The organism is Pseudomonas sp. G.S.17 (assembly GCF_038096165.1).
Lineage (GTDB): Bacteria > Pseudomonadota > Gammaproteobacteria > Pseudomonadales > Pseudomonadaceae > Aquipseudomonas.
Genome location: NZ_CP151076.1, coordinates 3,493,494 through 3,510,308, shown reverse-complemented (window position 1 = coordinate 3,510,308; position 16,815 = coordinate 3,493,494). Strand labels below are relative to the sequence as shown.

The window sequence follows — 16,815 nt, the reverse complement described above, 5'->3', positions numbered from 1 at the left end:
AGGGGCTGCAGTTGAATCAACAGACATTGTCCATGCGCCTGGAACGCGTGGCGGCGCATGTGCCGGCCGGTGCGCGGCTGGCCGATATCGGCTCGGATCACGGCTATCTGCCGGTGGCGTTGATGCGTCGAGGCGCAATCGCGGCAGCGGTGGCCGGTGAGGTGGCATTGACGCCATTCCACGCGGCCCAACGCACCGTGCGCGAGAGCGGTCTGGACCAGCGGATCACCGTGCGCCTGGCCAATGGCCTGGCGGCAATCGAGCCGGGCGATGCAATCACCGCGATCAGCCTGTGCGGTATGGGTGGCGAGACGATCCGCGACATCCTCGACAGCGGCAAGGCGCACCTGAACGGCCAGGAGCGCCTGATCCTGCAGCCCAACGGCGGCGAGCAGCCATTGCGTCAATGGCTGATGGACAATGGTTACTGCATCCTCTGGGAAGAAGTGCTGCGGGAGAACCGCTTCGATTACGAAATCATCGTCGCCGAGCGTGCCGGGCCGGTGATGTACACCGCCGAAGAACTGTACTTCGGTCCGCTGCAGATGCAGGCACGTAGCCCGGCGTTCCTGTTCAAGTGGCAACGCCTGCTGCGCCTGAAGCAGCGGACCCTGAGCCAATTCGCCCGGGCACAGCAGGCCGTGCCCGAGGAGAAAGTACTGGAGGTCGCCCGGCATGTCCGGTGGATTACCGAGTTGCTGGCTTGAGCCTGGACGAAGTGAAGCACACTTTGAACCGGCCTTGATTCGCAGCCATATCTGACTCGGATTCAGCCGGGCCGCTGCCAGTACTCAAGCGATGGGATAGCGTTGGAACAGTTCAGTCTGTTCCAGACTCTCGGCAAATGCGCGGATCGCAGGGAAGTCCTCGGACTTGACGAGGTCGGGCACCATCAACTGAATGAACGACCATGCAACCGCGGTGCTGATCGCCGCCTGGTCCGGCCGAGGATTTCGCGGCGGTTCGGCTGTGGTGATCTGTGTTTCCAGCTCATGACAAGCAGCCAGCAGTTGCCGGGTGATGCGCTCCACCCAAGGCTGGTGCAGCTTTTGCGCGGGTCGCAGCTTGTGTTCATAGACCACTTGCACGGCTTTTTCGCAGGCCGCCAATGCCAGCCCTACGGTGCGCAAGGCCGCACCTCGAGCCTGTGGTTGCTGCGGCAACAGCTTGGCGGCCGGGGCGCTGGTGGCTTCGAAGTAGTCAATGATCAGCGTCGAATCCATCAGTACCGTACCGTCGTCGAGGGACAGTGTCGGCGCTTTGACCACCGGATTGATCTGGGCAAACGCCTCGAACGTGCTGAACACGGACAATGGCTCATGTTCGAATTCGACCCCGAACACGTCCAGGGAAATGGCGACTCGGCGAACATAGGGTGAATCCAGCATGCCCCAAAGCTTCATTTGCTACTCTCCGTCTCGTATGACCAAGTATTTACAATGCCTTACATTAGCGCGCTATTACTGACTAGAATATCGGCAATTATTATCAATATAGGTAAGTATTTCTTACATGTTCAACATTCCTCCTGCTACTGGCCTGCGCAGTTTCGAAGCGGTGGCAAGATTGGGTAGCGTGAATGCGGCGGCCAAGGAACTGCATGTCACCCACTCGGCCATCAGCCAGCAGATCAAAGTGCTTGAACAGACAATCGGGGTCACCTTGTTCGTGCGCGAGGGGCGAGGGCTTCGGGTCAGCGAAGATGGGCGGTTGTACGCCCTGCAGATTCGCGAAGCGCTCGGTGACATCGCTGAAGCAACGCGCCTGATCAAGGCGCAACCCAAGTCCAGCGAGTTGGTCGTTGCTGTTCTGCCGTCGTTCGGATGTCGCTGGCTAGTGCCTCGCATGCCGCGTTTCCTGGCGCTGCATCCTGATGTCAGTGTTCGCTTGCAGGCCGGTCTGGCGGTGTCCAGTTTGCATAAGGAATCTGTGGACCTGGGCATCCGTATAGGGCACGGGGATTGGGAGGGCATGGAAAGTCGGTTGCTGTTCCATGACGAAACCCTCGTTGTAGCCGCGCCGCATTTCAACGGTGGAGAGCTTCCGCGAACGCCAGAGGAAATCATCAGGAGCACAATCATTTTCAGCATGGAGTCGTGGCAGCCGTGGTGCCGCGCAGCGGGTCTGGACGCAGACGTACCGCGAGTGGGGCTATGCAGCAATGACTCCAACCTCGTGCTGCGGGCGGTTAGCCTTGGCCAGGGCATTGCTCTGGAACGCCGCAGCCTTGTGCACGACGCCATTGCGCAAGGTGAGTTGGTACAACTTACCGAGTTTACCGCGCCTTACCCTTATCCTTATTGGCTCGTAGTGCCCAATCAGGAACGCTCGAAATCGCGGCAACGTGATTTTTCCGAATGGTTGATTACAGAGGTCGATGAATACCTGAATCCTGGGTCATCGACATAACAGTCGATGCCCGTCGCGGTGGAATATGGCTGGGGACAGTGGCGCCGCTTCCGCGCTTTATTGCCCGACCGTTTGCTGGTATTGACGCTGGATGCGTTCCAGCTCGCCCGAGTGACGCAGTTGCGCCAAAGCCTTGGCCCAGGCGGCGACCAGTTCGTCGTCACAGTCGCGGCTGAAGGCGATGTACAACGACGAGCGATAGAGCTCGATGGGGATCTGCCGTAGCGTTCCGGGCGCGATGTTCAACTGGCGGCTGTAAAAAACTACCCCGGCATCGGTATCGCCAATGATGATGCGGGTGCGCCCGGCCATCAGCATGCGGTAGAGCTGCAGGTTTTCGGTGGCGCTTTTGTCGAGGTTGTTGAAACCCAGCGACTGCAGCATATCGGGTACCAGGCCGGCATGGCGGGTTGTGATCCGCGGCGCGTGCAGCAGTTGCTCCAGGGAATTCACCGGCGGCGCGTTGGCCAACTGATAGGGGTGGATGGACTCCTCAACGATCGGCCCAACCCACTTGTATAACGGCTCACGCTCAGCCGTGCGGAACATGGAATACATGATCGTCCTGGGCCGGGTTTGTAATACGCGGGTGGCTCGCATGCTGGGCAGCAGCACCACTTCAAAGTTATCTCCGGTCAGCGCCATGATCGCCCGGACGATTTCCGTGGTCATGCCGGTGAGCTGATTGTTCTCTTCGTAGTTGTACGGTGCCCATTCTTCGGTAACGACCTGATACGGCTCGGCCCTCGCAGGAGTGCCGAGCAATACCCACAACGATGCGGCGGCAAGTGTCCAATGTTTCACGTTTTCTGCCCGGTGGGCTGTTCGGTGTTCCAGGACGGATCGAACAGGCAAGACAAGCATAGACCGGGATCCTCGTCCAATGTCGGTGAAGTCACGTAGCGGGGCAGAATTGATGGCGCCGCGGTTATTCTCCTTTCGCACAATCGGCGGCTATTCTCGATAGACCCAATTATCCAGGAGCCCTGATCATGACCCACTCCGAACCGCTTACCATCGCCGTATTGCTCGGCTCTGTGCGTTCCGACCGGCAAGGGATAAAAGCCGCGCGCTTGCTTTTGGCGGCGCTTGAACAACGTGGCCATGAGGCAGTGCTGGTCGACCCGATGGTGACTCGCTTGCCCTTGCTGGACCGTATGTATAAGGAGTACCCAAAAGGTTCGGCACCGGCCGAGCTGGAGCAACTGGCTACCCTGTACCGTCGAGCCGATGGTTTTCTGTTGGTCAGCGCTGAATACAATCACGGGGTACCGCCAGCGTTGAAAAATCTGCTGGATCATTTTCTGGAAGAGTATTTCTGGCGGCCTTCGGCGATAACCTGTTACTCCGCTGGCGGATATGGGGGCGTGCGGGCGGCAATGCAGCTGCGGATGATCCTCGGGGAATTGGGCATGCCGAGTATTCCGAGCCTGTTTGCCATTCCTCGAATCGGTGACGCCCTGAGTGACGATGGGCAAGCCAAAGAGGAGCGCACAACCAGGCAAATGAATGGATTTCTGGACGAGTTTGAATGGTATGCGCAGGCGCTACGGCGTCAGCGCGCGAGCGGCACGCCCTATTAATGTGGGCAGCATTGCCGACTGGCGATAGTGCTCGCGAATAACCTCCGCCATCTCCAGTGCCCCGTCGCCTGCGCTGTGCGAGACGTGCAGCTCGATGGCGAAGTCGGGCAACAAGGGCAGTCCGGAATCTGCTCCCAGCTCCCGGAAATCTCCCGGCATCAGCGAGCGTAACCACGGCGTCAGGGCCAGGCCGCTGCGTACGGTGGACAGCGTGGCATCCACCGAGGCGTTTTCGAATACCACTCGCCAACTGATGTTCGCCTGGCCCAGCAGTGAGAATACCGTACGGCGAAAGGTGCAGGTTGGCGTCACGAAACACAGAGGTAATGGCCTTTGGCGAAACAGTTCGTCCGCCGCGCCGATCCAGACCAAGGGTTCCAGGCTGAGCCGCTCGCCAACAGCCTCGTCCTCAGGGCACTGACTCATAGTCAGATCCACCAGACCTCTGGAAAAATCCTGCAGCAGATCGACCGAAGAGCCGGTCACAATCGTGACCTCTACGTTTGGATGGCGATGGGCGAAGGCTTTCAGAATGGGGGCGCAATGTGCTCCGGCCATGTCGTAAGGCACGCCAACCCGTACCGTTTCTCTGATCTGCGGCCCGATCATTTCCTCGCACACACTGTCGTTGAGCTTGAGCAGACGGCGGGCTTTGGGCAGAAAATCCGCCCCACGGTCGGTCAGCTGCGTTCCCTGAGGATCGCGTTCCAGCAACAGACAGTCGAAAAACCTCTCCAGCCGCTTGACCTGCTGGCTGATACCGCCTTGGGTGAGATGCAGCTGACGTGCGGCCGCGCTGATGCTGCCGGTCTGCGCAACCGCAACGAAGGTGCGGATCAGGGCAAGGTCGATGGTGCGCAATCTGGACATTGTGAGGGCCATTACAGTTGCTAATGGCCGCATTATAAACATTCGATATTGCCCGTCATCCCTCCCAGGTAAATTGGTGATCCCTTCTACGGAGTCCTGCTCATGATGCTCAGCGGTCACACCACAAACATCGAGTCAGCCTTGGCCAAGGTCAGCCAATACTGGTCGCCACAGGTCATTGGTCAGGTCAACGATCAGTACATCAAGGTTGCCAAGCTCAAAGGCGAGCTGATGTGGCATGCCCATGCCAATGAAGATGAGCTGTTCATGGTGGTTTATGGAACCCTCAAGATTCAGTTGGAAGATCGGGACATCGTCCTCCAGCCTGGTGAGTTCTGCGTCATCCCCAGAGGCGTCCGGCACAATCCCGTGGCGTTGGACGAGTGCGGAATCGTGCTGATTGAAACGGTCACCACACTGCATACCGGGGATGAAATCAGCCCGAGAAGCGTGTCTGTCGAGCAACAGCTGCGATAAGGGCCGACATCAAAAACGTGAGGGCGGACTTACCATCGAGCTGATGTAGCGTTTCAGCGTCTCTTCACGTGCGGACGAAACGATGGCCGCGATATAGCAGTCGGGTCGCACAAGAACCCAGTCCCCAGCGGATAAACCGTAGGCATCACTGACCTGTCCGCACTCATCGATGACGTCACCACCCGGCCCGAAAATATGGGTGCGCAAGTGGCTGAGCACTGGCATTGCGCAGCGGGATGTCTGGTAACCCAGCAGGGTCCAATGCGTGCCCTTGAACAATTCGAAAAGCCGAGTTGGCTGTCCTCCCGCCCCGCGAATCTGCGCATCAGGGGCGCGCGCACCGGCGACCAGTTCGCGAGTTCGATCCGTTTGTTGCAAGGACAGTGAAGAGTCCGGGTAGCCGATATCGAGTTGTTGCACTTCACGGCCCCGGCGGTTTTCGCCTGTTTTGGACGCATCCAGCAATTTTATTGCAAGCTTGAGCATGCCCTCAGCGATAGGGCGGCGCTCCTCCTCGTAGGTATCCAGGAGCTTGTCAGAAGGTCCGGCAAGGGCTGCGGCCAGCTTCCATCCAAGGTTGTAGGAATCCTGAACGCTGGTGTTCAGACCCTGGCCTCCCGTTGGCGGATGAATATGTGCGGCGTCACCCACCAGGAACACGTTGCCCACGCGGTAGAAATCGGCCAGACGCGCATTCATGCTGTAGGCGGACGCCCAATGGACCGATGCAATCTCGATATCAGTACGACCGGTTCGCTCGGTCACCATGACTTCCAGGCCTGCGGCGGATAAGTCCACATCGCCTTCAGTAGGAATGGGGGCTTGCAGTTGAAAGAGTTCGGTCCCCGCCAGCGGACATAAATGCAGTTGCTGCGCTCCGGAGCCAAACTGGTGCCATGCGTCCCGGGTCAAGCCTTTGAGGACAATGTCAGCCACTACGGCGCGGATACCCAGTGTCGCGCCTGGAAATCCGATACCCACCGCACTACGCACAAAGCTGCGACCGCCATCCGCGCCGACCAGATAGCGGGCTTGCAGGATGTTCTCGCCCTCAGGGCTGGCAATTCTGGCCTCGACGCCCTTGTCACTTTGCTTCAGGCCCACCAGCTCGCAGGCGTACTCCGGATAATGGCCCAGCTCTGCCAGTCGCTCGCGCATCACCGCTTCAGTCAGGAATTGGGGGAGCATGAGCGGCTGCTGATAGGGCTCCGAAGGCGTCGTATGGCGGGCGGACTCTGTGGTCTCGGGCTTGGTAAAGCTGCCATCCGCCAGATATTTCCGGGCTGGCGGGTACAGGCCCCCGGCGGCTGCGGCGCGGTCAATGATGCCCAGATCCTCAAAGACTTCCTGGGTGCGGGGCTGAATGCCTTTGCCTCTTGAACCGTGGAACGGTGCCGGCATCTTTTCCAGAAGACGGAACGCCACGCCACGTCGCGCCAGGTCTATGGCAAGCGTCAAGCCTGCCGCACCCGCTCCGCAAATCAGCACATCGGTGAATGATTTCATGTCGTCGCCTTCCTGATTGAGTGTATTATGCACGCATTAGGAGAAAGGCTATGCCATCGAAGAAAAGAGTGCAAGATACACATAGTTCGAAACAGATGAGGGAGCTGCACGGCGCGCTGATCAGTATCGTCAGCGTGATGAACAGGCCTCGAAATGACGAAAGGCTGATCAATGAAGCAGGCGTTCGGCTTGATCAGGCGCTTTTTCGCTTGCTGGTGCTGATCGAGCGTCTGGGACCGATTGGTGTCGTTGAGTTGGCCGATCGTCTGGGCCGGGACTACACGACCATCAGCCGACAGGTCAGCAAGCTCGAAAGCATGGAGCTTGTCACGCGTCACGAAAATGCCGCTGACCGTCGCTTGCGGCAGGCAGTCATCTCGCCCAAAGGCAAGGAAATGACGGACAGCATCGACGCCGCACGTGAGCAGCTCGGCCGCGCGATATTCGAGAATTGGTCTGAGGAAGACGTCGACAGCCTCGTGCGACTCATGCGCAAATTCGCCGATGCGCTGGAGCAACAACTGCCAGCCGGGTCTTGAGGAGATTGAACCTCGCCTGCGCAGAAAGCGGCCCGGATATCGCGAGGTTTACGTGGGCTCGCTGCCGGAATGAATGCGCAGGAGGGGAGGTGGAATCACTCCCGGCACTACGCCATAGATTTCAACCTGGTAACAAAACTACAGGAGCGGCATAAAGCAGAAATCTTCAGGCAAAAAAGCGCAGGCAGGATCGCCAGCAGTCCTTGCCGAGATGCCTTGTATGCCAATTATCAAATGCGCTTCACCTGTTGTTCGCTCCACGCTTGCCGGTTTTGTTGCCGTGCTTGCCAGCGGTTGCGCGAGCGCGCCCTCTGCACCGGGGGGCCCCTGCGATAACGTGAGCTACACCCTTCATGATCCGGCGGAACCGGTCAACCGTGGCATCTTCGCTTTTAACCGCACGGTCGACGATTACGCGTTGGCGCCGGTTGCCCGTGGTTATCTGCACTTGCCGGACTTCTTCCAGGCGGGCATTCATAACTTCGTCGCCAACTTCGGCGAACCCAAGGTCTTCATCAACGACCTGCTGCAAGGCAATGGCGAACGCTCGGTCGCCACCTCGCATCCCGTTGACCCGCATGATCCGCTGGATAATCAGCAATGGGAAGGCGGTGAAGGTTTAGTTGCATGGTGTGCTGGCGAGCGGCAAAAAAATCTCAAATCTGGCGCCGCCAAGTGGCGATGAGCCGACGACGACTCTGCCGCCCTGGCATTCCACGGCCCGTCGACTGATTGCCAAACCCAGGCCGAAGCCTCCGGTGTCGCGATCCCGGCTTCTGTCCATGCGGTAAAACGGTTCGAAGACGCGCTCGCGCTCATCGACAGGTATCCCGATGCCATCGTCCTCAATGCTGACAATGAGGCCGTTGTCAGGATGCGCCCGTGCAATAACCCGAATCTGCCGTTCACAATATCGGATCGCGTTGTTGATCAGGTTTTGTATGGCGCGCGCGGTCAGGCGCGGGTCAAGCACGAAGCGCTCGGGTGCGTCTTCAAACTGCAGGATCAAGGTGAATTCTCGGCTTTCCTGTTCGTCGATAAACCCGCCCAGCACGCTGTCGAGGTAAGCCTGCATCGGCACTTCCTGTAGCTCAGGGAGCTGGTACGGTGATTGCAGGCGAGTGTACGAGAGCAGCTCGTCAATCAAGGTGTCCAGCTCTCGCACATGTCCGAGCATCTGTTCCAGTCGCAGCCTGGTTTGCGGCTCCAGCGGGTCGGCCATGACCAACGCCATACCGAACTCCAGCCTCGATAAAGGCGTGCGCAATTCGTGGGAGACTGCATTCAGCAGCTCCTGTTGCTGATTGAGCAATCCTTCAACGTCCTGAGCCATTTTGTCGAACACCTGGGCCAGTTCGCCAATGTTCGAGCGCGGCGAAATCCGGGTTCGTTCTGCCAGGTTGCCGTTGCCCAGCATCATCGCAGTGCGCTTGAGCCGTTGCAGATCACGCCAGTGCGGCCATACCCAGATCAGCAGGCAAGCGAGCAGCGCTGCGCCAACCAGAATGTTCATCAGCCAGTAGATGATATTGATGTCGACCGGTGGATCCGGCGACACCAGTTCAATCACATGATCACCGGGAAGTTGTGTCAGCGCGGTTCCCAGCTCGCCGAAGTAGCCGCTGCGCACGGCATTCTTGCCCTGTTTCAGGGCCTCGCGTTCGCTTGCGGTCAGGCTGGGGTCCGCCAGCGAGATGACCCTCAGCTGCAGAGGCGTGAAGTCTGCCTGCAGCTCCCGCTCCAGTGCTGGCCAGGAATCTTGCGGGGTCTGACTGAAGCGCACCTGGATCAGCCGTAAGGTGCCCTTGGCCTGCTGTTGGTTGTAAGTGCCGGTGCGCTCATCGAACAAGCTCAATACCAGCCCCGGAACGGTGTAGAGCGCAACGCCGTAAGTCACCAGCATGATCAGGTACAGCCGAGCGAGCATTTTGAACATGGGGATTGATCAACTATTGAAGTCGGAAGGGAAGCGTAACGTGCAAAGGGTCGGGCTACTCATCCCACTCGGAGCGGCTTAACAAGTAACCCTTGCCCCATACGGTTTTGATCTTGCGGGGTTCGCTCGGGTCATCTTCGAATTTGCGGCGCAGCTTGGAAATCGCGACATCCACCGAGCGGTCAATCCCGTTGAATTCGATGCCGCGCAGTTGCTGGATCAACTGATCGCGACTCAAGACTTCGCCGACGTGAGTGGCAAGCACCAGAAGCAGATTGTATTCGCCGGATGACAGGTCCACGTCCTGCTTGCGCCATCGCACCTGGCGCTCGGTCAAGTCGATGACGAGCTGGCCCAGGACGATTTGCCGAGGATCGCTGCGCTGGGCGGCGGCGGGGGTGCTGCGCCGCAGTAGCGTGCGAATTCGTGCCAGCAGCACTCGCGGCTCGCAGGGTTTGGCGACGTAATCATCCGCGCCGGTTTCCAGGCCAAGTATCTGGTCGTCGCTCTGGTCACGGGCAGTGAGCATGATGATCGGCAGTGCAGGCCTTTCGTCCCGCAACTGCCGACAGACATGCAAGCCATCCAGGCCCGGCAGCATCAGGTCGAGAATGACCAGGTCGGGTCGCAACTGATGCATGCCTGCAACCGCCTTATCGCCACGGTTGATCACCGCCACTTCGTATTCGAAGCGCTGCAGGTAGCTGGCAATCAGCTCAGACAGCGCCGCGTCATCCTCGACAAGCATTATCCTGGTCATTCTTCGGGCCGTTTCGCAAAGTGAGCAGCATAACCAGGGCATGCCAGGTTAGTACGAAGCCTTAACACTTCTTCACATCTTCCCAACACTTGTTTACATGCACTTTAGAGAGTGTCTCTAGCATGGCGTGATCTTTAGGGGAACGCCATCATGCCGTCTTTTTTTCGTCTCGATCCATACCGTTTGCTGCTGTGTGCGGGTCTTGCCGCGCTGACCGCTTGCGGTAAGCCGCCTGCGCCGCAAGACATGCCGTCGCCGCGAGTGAGTGTGGAAACGGTCAAGACGCAGGGCCTGACGCTAACCACAGAACTTAATGGCCGTCTGGTTTCACCGCGTACTGCCGAAGTTCGCGCGCGAGTGGCGGGCATCGTGCTACAGCGGGTCTATCGCGAAGGCACTGACGTCAAGCAAGGTGATGTTCTCTTTCGCATCGATCCTGCGCCGTTCCAGGCCGATGTCGACAGCGCCGAGGCGGCTTTACGCAAGGCCGAAGCCAACCAGTATCAGACCCGATTGCAGTCAGATCGTTATGCAGAATTGGTGATGATCAATGCCGTGAGTCGTCAGGAAGCGGAAAACGCGCGCGCTGGTTTTCTGCAAGCCCAGGCGGATGTGGCGTCGACCAAGGCCGCCCTCAAACGCGCGCGCCTGAACCTTGGTTACGCCACCGTCACCGCGCCAATTTCCGGGCGCATCAGCAAGGCGCTGGTTACGGAAGGCGCATTGGTTGGGCAGGGCGACGCCACTGCACTGGCGACCATTCAGCAATTACAGCCGATCTACGCAGATATCAATCAGTCCACCCGACAGATCAGCGAGCTGCGCACGTCATTGCGCCAGGGCCAGTTGCAGCAACTTGACCAGGGTCAGATTACCGCGACGCTGATTCAAGAGGATGGCAGCCCTTACCCACTGAAAGGCAAGTTGCTGTTTTCTGACCTGACGGTCGATCAAAGCACCGGCCAGATCGTCCTGCGCAGCGAGTTCCCCAACCCGCAAAGTGAGCTGCTGCCAGGCAGTTTCATTCGCGTGCAGCTGGATCAGGCTCGCACGGAAGGGGGCATCACCATTGCCCAGCGCGCGGTACAACGCGATGCCGGAGGCAAGGCCCTGGTAATGATTGTGGATGCTGAGGGCAAAACCCGGGAACGTGCCATTGAACTGGGCGGGGTGCAGAAGAGTCGCTGGATCGTAAAGACCGGGCTTGAAGCGGGTGATCGGGTGGTGGTGTCAGGTCTGCAGCATGTGCAGCCGGGTATGCCAGTCACCACAGAAGAGCAGGGCGCGCAATCGTCTGCTGCGGAGCAGAAGTAATGCCGCACTTCTTTATTGATCGGCCGGTATTCGCCTGGGTCATCGCGTTGTTTATTGTCCTCGCGGGCCTGTTGGCGATACCGAAACTGCCCGTAGCCCAGTATCCCAGCGTCGCGCCGCCACAAATCGAGTTGACCGCGACGTATCCCGGTGCGTCCGCCCAGACCATCGACGAAAGCGTGGTGAGCCTGATCGAGCAGGAACTCAACGGCGTCAATCACCTGCTGTATTTCAGCTCCAGCAGCAGTCAAGGCCAAGCCACCATTACCGTAACCTTTCAGCCGGGCACTGATCCCGAGCTGGCCAAGGTCGACGTGCAAAACCGGTTGAAAGTCGTCGAACCCCGCTTGCCGCGCGCAGTAAGCCAGCAAGGGTTGCAGATCGAGGAAACCTCGGCTGGCTTCCTGATGATTGCGACGTTGACCTCCACGGATGGGCGAATGGACGAAATAGCCCTGAGCGATTACCTGACGCGTAACGTCGTCAACGAACTCAAGCGGCTTGATGGTGTGGGTAAAGCGCAGTTGTTTGGTTCCGAGCGCGCCATGCGTGTCTGGATAGATCCGCAAAAGCTCGTCGCTTTCAACCTGACGCCCGCTGATGTCAGTCAGGCTATTTCCGAGCAGAACGTTCAGGTCTCAGCCGGCAGTATCGGCGACTTGCCGTCTGCCACCGATCAAGAGCTGACCGCAACGGTCATGGTCAAAGGCCAGTTAAGTACCCCTGAAGAATTTGCTGCTATCGTACTCAAGGCCAATCCGAACGGGTCCAACGTGACCATCGGCGACGTGGCGCGGGTTGAAGTCGGTGGCCAGAGCTACAATTTCGCGACGCGCCTGAATGGTCAGCAATCGGTGGCGTTGGGTGTACAACTGGCACCGGCAGGCAACGCGATGAGTACTGCCACCCACGTGCGGGACAAGCTTGATGAGTTGTCGAAGTATTTTCCGGCCGGGGTGAAATACGACATCCCTTACGATACGTCGCCTTTCGTGAAAGTCTCGATCACCAAGGTTATCTACACCTTGCTTGAGGCCATGGTGCTGGTGTTCATCGTGATGTTCGTGTTCCTGCAGAACATTCGTTACACCTTGATTCCAGCCCTTGTAGTACCCGTTGCACTGATGGGTACGTTTGCGGTGATGTATGTGCTCGGCTTTTCAATCAACGTGCTGACGCTGTTCGGCATGGTATTGGCCATCGGTATTCTGGTGGATGACGCCATTGTCGTCGTGGAAAACGTCGAAAGACTGATGGTGCAGGAAGGACTTTCACCCAAAGACGCCACGCGCAAGGCCATGACTGAAATCAGCAGCGCAATCATCGGCATCACGCTGGTACTGACCGCTGTATTCATCCCCATGGCCTTCATGTCCGGATCCGTCGGCGTGATCTATCAGCAGTTCTCGATTTCCATGGCGGTTTCCATCGTGTTCTCGGCTTTCCTTGCCCTGAGCCTGACGCCAGCCCTGTGCGCAACCTTGCTCAAGCCGATTCCGGAAAATTCGCATCACGAGAAGAAAGGCTTTTTTGGCTGGTTCAACCGTCGTTTCGAGCGAATGAGTGACGGCTATGAAGGCTGGGTCAGCAAAGCGGTAGGCCAGTTGGGCCGCTATATGCTGGTGTTCCTGGTGCTGGTGGGCATCATGGGGCTGTTATTTACCCGTCTGCCGTCTTCGTTTCTGCCGGTTGAGGATCAGGGTTACACCATCACTGATGTTCAGTTGCCGCCGGGTGCCAGCCAGAGCCGCACCATCGAAATCGCCAAACAGATCGAGGCGCACAACGCGCAGGAACCCGGTATTGCCAATACCGTGATGATTCTCGGCTTCAGTTTTTCCGGTAGTGGACAAAACGCTGCGCTTGCGTTCACTACGTTGAAAGACTGGTCTGAACGAGAAGCGCAAGACTCGGCGCAATCCATTGCGGATCGTGCCAGCGCTGTATTTTTCGCATTCAAGGACGCCATGGTCTTCAGTCTGCTGCCGCCTCCGGTAGAAGGTCTGGGCACGTCGGGTGGCTTTGAAGTGCGCTTGCAGGATCGCAGTGGGCAAGGTTATGCCGCCTTGCGCCAGGCCCGTGACGATCTGCTGAGCAAAGTCATCCAGAGCCCGATCCTGCAAAACGTTCGCGAAGCCGCTCTGGCCGAAACACCTCAAGTCAACATCGAAGTGGATCGTCAGCAGGCCAATGCCATGGGTGTTTCGTTCGCCGCCATTGCCAGCGTGCTGTCCACGTCGCTGGGTTCGGCCTACGTCAATGACTTCCCGAATCTTGGCCGCATGCAGCAAGTAATTGTGCAGAGCGAGGGTGATCGTCGGCAGCAGGTAGATGACGTCATGAAACTGGAAATCAAAAACAACCAGGGACGCATGGTGCCAGTTTCGGCATTTTCCACAGTCAAATGGACAAGAGGGCCCGCGCAGCTCAATCGCTACAATGGTTATCCTTCGGTGAGCCTGTCTGGTGAGCCTTCCCCGGGACACAGCACCGGTGAAGCGATGGATGAGATGGCGCGTCTGGCGTCTGGCCTGCCATCCGGTTTTGCACTGCAGTGGACGGGTCTGTCGTTGCAGGAAAGCATATCGGGTGGCCAGGCGCCGTTGTTGCTCGGCCTGTCCATGCTGGTGGTGTTTTTGTGCCTCGCGGCGCTCTACGAAAGCTGGGCTATTCCAGCTGCTGTTTTGTTGGTAGTGCCGTTGGGAGTTATCGGCGCGGTGTTGGCGGTGACGTTACGCGGCATGCCTAACGATGTGTTCTTCAAAGTCGGGCTGATCACCATCATTGGTCTATCGGCCAAGAACGCGATCCTGATCATCGAATTTGCCAAGAGTCTCCACGATCAAGGCATGAGCCGTGTCGAGGCCAGCATTCAAGCTGCACGCTTGCGCTTGCGCCCGATCATCATGACGTCGCTGGCATTCATTCTTGGTGTAGTTCCACTGGTCTTCGCCTCGGGCGCAAGTTCGGCCAGTCAACAGGCCATCGGTACCGGCGTGATCGGCGGCATGCTGACGGCGACGCTGGCGGTGGTTTTTGTGCCGGTGTTTTTCGTCATGGTCATGGGGATCGTGGAAAGGGTGAGGCCGGTCCCGGAGGAAACCAGGACCGCATCGTGATTGGGCCAGGCCGATTTCGTAGTTGCTGCCGATCACCGGTTTGAGCATCGAACCGCCCGTGTCACGGACGGTTTGTGGTTCGAATACATCGGTGTAGCTGGCATAAACCGCCCATTCGCGATTCAGGTCATAGACGATGCCGGCGTAGGGCGTGACTTCCCCGATTGCACAGATGCCGATGAATATGCGCCAGCAGTCAACGATGATGATCGCTGAAAAAGACTCCCGGTTTGCTGGACGAAGGAGATTGCACTGGTTGGTTTTACAGGTCTTATTGAAAATCGTTCGCAATAATACCTGCGACGAGAGTCAGTGCAATCCTGTGTGAAACGGAGTAGCGCGTTGCGGACCGGCTGCGTCAGCTATTGCACATGCCAGCCTAGCTGGCTGGAAATCTGCTGCGTGGCTTCCATCAGCCGCTTGACGTAGTCCTGCTTGAGTTCTTCGCGAAAGCGAAAGCAGGGGAATGACACGCTCATGCCACCGATCACATGGCCAAAGCGATCGCGGATGGGCGCGGCCAGACAGCGCATATTGTCTTCGAATTCTTCATGGTCTTCGGCATAGCCCTGGGCGCGAACCACTTCCAGTTCCTGCAGATACGCCTCGATGCTGGTCAGGGTGTTGGCAGTGCGGCGCTCGAAGCTTTCCTCCTGCAAATGGGCGATCAGCTCAGGCTGCTCCAGCCACGCCATCAGCACCTTGCCGATACCGGTGCAATAAAGCGGCGCACGTCGGCCGATTCGCGAGTACATGCGCAGATTGTATTTGGAGTCGATCTTGTGCACGTAGACGATGTTGCCTTCGTCGAGAATGCCCAGGTGTACGGTCTCGCCGGTCAATTCGTTGATACGCCGCATACCCGGCTCCGCTTCGCGGACGATATCCAGATGGGGCAGGGCTTGCGCGCCCAGTTCAAACAGCCGAACGCTGAGACGATAGCGATCCTCGGCATCCTGCACCACATAGCCACGGGCCTTGAGCGACTGCAGAAACCGATAAACCGTGCTTTTGGACATGTCCAGCTTCTGCGCGATTTCCGACACACCGCTTTCCTCGGGATGCTCGGCCAGGGCCTCAAGGACAGCCATGGTCCGGGCGACGGCGGAGACCAGTTCGTTGTTCTGAAGGGTGCTGTTGTCCATGAAGGCTCCAACGGGAACGAAAACCCAAGGATATACGTTAGCGAATCAAAACGCTGTTTCATTTTTCTTGACGCTCCAGAAAATCTGACTAAACTCGGCCTCAAGCTTTTAAAATGAAACGCCGTTTTAAAAACAACAAAGGCGCGCAGTGATGAAGGTAATTCCCGGGCAACGCCCGCAAACCGTTTCACCTCGTCCACTCAAAGTGGCGCTGGTGGGCGAGTGCATGATCGAGATGCGCGGCGAGCCAGTCTCAGGTTTCAGCCAGACCTTCGGCGGCGACACGCTCAACGCTGCGGTTTATCTTTCCCGATTGAATCCCGACTCGCGGATTGTCGCGGACTACGTCACCGCCATCGGCGCCGACAGCTTCAGTGACGCCATGCGTCAGTTGTGGCGCGACGAAGGCGTCGGCGACCAACATGTGCGCGTGATCGAGGATGCGCTGCCGGGGTTGTACTTCATCCAGACCGACACCCAAGGCGAAAGACGCTTTCTGTATTGGCGTGGCGAAGCCGCAGCGCGGAGCATGTTCGACGGCCCTGAAGCCGAGGTCCTGTTGCATGCCCTTGCGGAGTACGACTACGTCTATCTGAGTGGCATCAGCCTGGCGATTCTCACTGCCAACGGCCGCGAGCGCCTGATGCAGGCTTTGCGCCTGGCCCGTGAATCCGGTACGCGCATCGTCTTCGACAACAACTACCGTCCCCATTTGTGGCCCGATGCCCAGGTTGCGCGCCAGGCCTATGGAGCCATGCTGCGCCTGACTGACCTGGCGCTGATTACCTGGGAGGACGACGCCGCATTGTTCGGTTATGCCGACGTCGAGGCGTTGTTCCAGGCCTACGCAGATTTTGGCGTTGCCGAAGTCGCCCTCAAGCGTGGCGTCGCCTCGTGCTTGATTCAGTGTGCCTCAGGTCGTTTCGAAGTGCCCGCCGAACAGGTGCGGCAGATCGTCGACACCACCGCGGCGGGCGATTCCTTCAGCGCGGCTTATCTTTCGTGTCGCCTGCAAGGCGGTGAGCCACAACTGGCGGCGCGTTGGGGCCATCGACTGGCGGCTCAGGTCGTCCAGCATCGCGGTGCGCTGATCCCCTGCGCCGCCATGCCCACCCTGAACATGCCTTCATTTTCTTCTGCCGTAGAGGCCTGATCTT

15 protein-coding genes and 2 pseudogenes are annotated in these 16,815 nt (G+C 58.4%); 9 read left to right on the top strand and 8 right to left on the bottom strand.

Annotated elements, in window-relative coordinates; genetic code table 11:
- The first annotated feature begins 11 nt into the window (after nt 1-11).
- The gene (locus tag AABC73_RS16585; RefSeq protein ID WP_331152478.1) at nt 12-707 is read left to right on the top strand and encodes a tRNA (adenine(22)-N(1))-methyltransferase TrmK; all 696 of its coding nucleotides are present in this window, start codon (nt 12-14) and stop codon (nt 705-707) included.
- 84 nt (nt 708-791) lie between these two features.
- Here AABC73_RS16585 and AABC73_RS16580 read toward each other — a convergent pair whose 3' ends face one another.
- Entirely contained in the window at nt 792-1,403 is a 612-nt protein-coding gene (locus AABC73_RS16580; protein ID WP_341520112.1) for a glutathione S-transferase, read from the bottom strand.
- A gap of 109 nt (nt 1,404-1,512) precedes the next feature.
- Between AABC73_RS16580 and AABC73_RS16575 the strand changes: the two genes are divergently transcribed.
- Nucleotides 1,513-2,409, top strand: a complete 897-nt coding sequence (locus AABC73_RS16575) for a LysR substrate-binding domain-containing protein (RefSeq protein ID WP_331152480.1) — start codon at nt 1,513-1,515, stop codon at nt 2,407-2,409.
- Between the two features lie 57 nt (nt 2,410-2,466).
- Here the strand turns inward: AABC73_RS16575 and AABC73_RS16570 are convergent, their stop codons facing one another.
- Nucleotides 2,467-3,213, bottom strand: coding sequence for a transporter substrate-binding domain-containing protein (locus tag AABC73_RS16570; protein WP_341520111.1), 747 nt, complete (start codon nt 3,211-3,213; stop codon nt 2,467-2,469).
- 188 nt (nt 3,214-3,401) lie between these two features.
- Here AABC73_RS16570 and AABC73_RS16565 point away from each other — a divergent pair, with 188 nt between their 5' ends.
- Entirely contained in the window at nt 3,402-3,992 is a 591-nt protein-coding gene (locus AABC73_RS16565) for an NAD(P)H-dependent oxidoreductase (protein ID WP_047578098.1), read from the top strand.
- On the opposite strand, the gene AABC73_RS16560 is transcribed toward AABC73_RS16565, so the two are convergent.
- Entirely contained in the window at nt 3,957-4,862 is a 906-nt protein-coding gene (locus tag AABC73_RS16560; RefSeq protein WP_341520110.1) for a LysR family transcriptional regulator, read from the bottom strand. The two genes, AABC73_RS16565 and AABC73_RS16560, sit on opposite strands and share 36 nt — an antisense overlap.
- 102 nt (nt 4,863-4,964) lie before the next feature.
- Here AABC73_RS16560 and AABC73_RS16555 point away from each other — a divergent pair, with 102 nt between their 5' ends.
- Complete coding sequence (locus tag AABC73_RS16555; protein ID WP_341520109.1) at nt 4,965-5,339, top strand: cupin domain-containing protein; 375 nt, start codon at nt 4,965-4,967, stop codon at nt 5,337-5,339.
- 9 nt (nt 5,340-5,348) lie between these two features.
- On the opposite strand, the gene AABC73_RS16550 is transcribed toward AABC73_RS16555, so the two are convergent.
- On the bottom strand, nt 5,349-6,845 hold the full coding sequence (locus tag AABC73_RS16550) for an FAD-dependent oxidoreductase (RefSeq protein ID WP_341520108.1): 1,497 nt from the start codon (nt 6,843-6,845) through the stop codon (nt 5,349-5,351).
- Between the two features lie 95 nt (nt 6,846-6,940).
- Between AABC73_RS16550 and AABC73_RS16545 the strand changes: the two genes are divergently transcribed.
- Together AABC73_RS16545 and AABC73_RS16540 are read left to right on the top strand one after the other, a co-directional pair.
- On the top strand, nt 6,941-7,384 hold the full coding sequence (locus AABC73_RS16545) for a MarR family winged helix-turn-helix transcriptional regulator (protein WP_341520107.1): 444 nt from the start codon (nt 6,941-6,943) through the stop codon (nt 7,382-7,384).
- 220 nt (nt 7,385-7,604) lie between these two features.
- A pseudogene (locus AABC73_RS16540) lies at nt 7,605-7,937 on the top strand (MlaA family lipoprotein); the annotation flags it as partial.
- Nucleotides 7,938-8,003: 66 nt separating this feature from the next.
- Here the strand turns inward: AABC73_RS16540 and AABC73_RS16535 are convergent.
- Nucleotides 8,004-9,320: an ATP-binding protein gene (locus tag AABC73_RS16535; protein ID WP_341520106.1), complete on the bottom strand. Its 1,317-nt coding sequence runs from the start codon at nt 9,318-9,320 to the stop codon at nt 8,004-8,006.
- Nucleotides 9,321-9,375: 55 nt separating this feature from the next.
- Nucleotides 9,376-10,080 (bottom strand): response regulator, encoded by a 705-nt coding sequence (locus tag AABC73_RS16530; protein ID WP_341520105.1) that lies wholly within the window; start codon nt 10,078-10,080, stop codon nt 9,376-9,378.
- 150 nt (nt 10,081-10,230) lie between these two features.
- Between AABC73_RS16530 and AABC73_RS16525 the strand changes: the two genes are divergently transcribed.
- Nucleotides 10,231-11,394 carry an efflux RND transporter periplasmic adaptor subunit gene (locus AABC73_RS16525; protein WP_341520104.1) on the top strand — a complete coding sequence of 388 codons (1,164 nt, stop codon included), beginning with the start codon at nt 10,231-10,233 and terminating at the stop codon, nt 11,392-11,394.
- The gene (locus AABC73_RS16520) at nt 11,394-14,513 is read left to right on the top strand and encodes an efflux RND transporter permease subunit (RefSeq protein WP_341520103.1); all 3,120 of its coding nucleotides are present in this window, start codon (nt 11,394-11,396) and stop codon (nt 14,511-14,513) included. Before AABC73_RS16525 ends, AABC73_RS16520 begins: the two co-directional genes overlap by 1 nt.
- A gap of 6 nt (nt 14,514-14,519) precedes the next feature.
- On the opposite strand, the pseudogene AABC73_RS16515 reads toward AABC73_RS16520, so the two are convergent.
- Nucleotides 14,520-14,675 (bottom strand): annotated as a pseudogene (locus AABC73_RS16515) (TonB-dependent receptor); the annotation flags it as partial.
- A 200-nt stretch (nt 14,676-14,875) separates the two neighbouring features.
- Entirely contained in the window at nt 14,876-15,658 is a 783-nt protein-coding gene (gene kdgR, locus AABC73_RS16510) for a DNA-binding transcriptional regulator KdgR (RefSeq protein WP_065832284.1), read from the bottom strand.
- A gap of 151 nt (nt 15,659-15,809) precedes the next feature.
- Between kdgR and AABC73_RS16505 the strand changes: the two genes are divergently transcribed.
- Nucleotides 15,810-16,811 carry a sugar kinase gene (locus tag AABC73_RS16505; protein ID WP_341520102.1) on the top strand — a complete coding sequence of 334 codons (1,002 nt, stop codon included), beginning with the start codon at nt 15,810-15,812 and terminating at the stop codon, nt 16,809-16,811.
- The last annotated feature ends 4 nt before the right edge of the window (nt 16,812-16,815 follow it).

What these genes read in the sequence shown, in the direction of transcription:
- AABC73_RS16530 (WP_341520105.1), bottom strand. Translation starts at nt 10,080, where the DNA reads ATGACCAGGATAATGCTTGTCGAGGATGACGCGGCGCTGTCTGAGCTG.
- AABC73_RS16560 (WP_341520110.1), bottom strand. Translation starts at nt 4,862, where the DNA reads ATGTCCAGATTGCGCACCATCGACCTTGCCCTGATCCGCACCTTCGTT.
- AABC73_RS16575 (WP_331152480.1), top strand. Translation starts at nt 1,513, where the DNA reads ATGTTCAACATTCCTCCTGCTACTGGCCTGCGCAGTTTCGAAGCGGTG.
- kdgR (WP_065832284.1), bottom strand. Translation starts at nt 15,658, where the DNA reads ATGGACAACAGCACCCTTCAGAACAACGAACTGGTCTCCGCCGTCGCC.
- AABC73_RS16550 (WP_341520108.1), bottom strand. Translation starts at nt 6,845, where the DNA reads ATGAAATCATTCACCGATGTGCTGATTTGCGGAGCGGGTGCGGCAGGC.
- AABC73_RS16505 (WP_341520102.1), top strand. Translation starts at nt 15,810, where the DNA reads ATGAAGGTAATTCCCGGGCAACGCCCGCAAACCGTTTCACCTCGTCCA.
- AABC73_RS16565 (WP_047578098.1), top strand. Translation starts at nt 3,402, where the DNA reads ATGACCCACTCCGAACCGCTTACCATCGCCGTATTGCTCGGCTCTGTG.
- AABC73_RS16535 (WP_341520106.1), bottom strand. Translation starts at nt 9,320, where the DNA reads ATGTTCAAAATGCTCGCTCGGCTGTACCTGATCATGCTGGTGACTTAC.
- AABC73_RS16525 (WP_341520104.1), top strand. Translation starts at nt 10,231, where the DNA reads ATGCCGTCTTTTTTTCGTCTCGATCCATACCGTTTGCTGCTGTGTGCG.
- AABC73_RS16580 (WP_341520112.1), bottom strand. Translation starts at nt 1,403, where the DNA reads ATGAAGCTTTGGGGCATGCTGGATTCACCCTATGTTCGCCGAGTCGCC.
- AABC73_RS16555 (WP_341520109.1), top strand. Translation starts at nt 4,965, where the DNA reads ATGATGCTCAGCGGTCACACCACAAACATCGAGTCAGCCTTGGCCAAG.
- AABC73_RS16545 (WP_341520107.1), top strand. Translation starts at nt 6,941, where the DNA reads ATGAGGGAGCTGCACGGCGCGCTGATCAGTATCGTCAGCGTGATGAAC.
- AABC73_RS16520 (WP_341520103.1), top strand. Translation starts at nt 11,394, where the DNA reads ATGCCGCACTTCTTTATTGATCGGCCGGTATTCGCCTGGGTCATCGCG.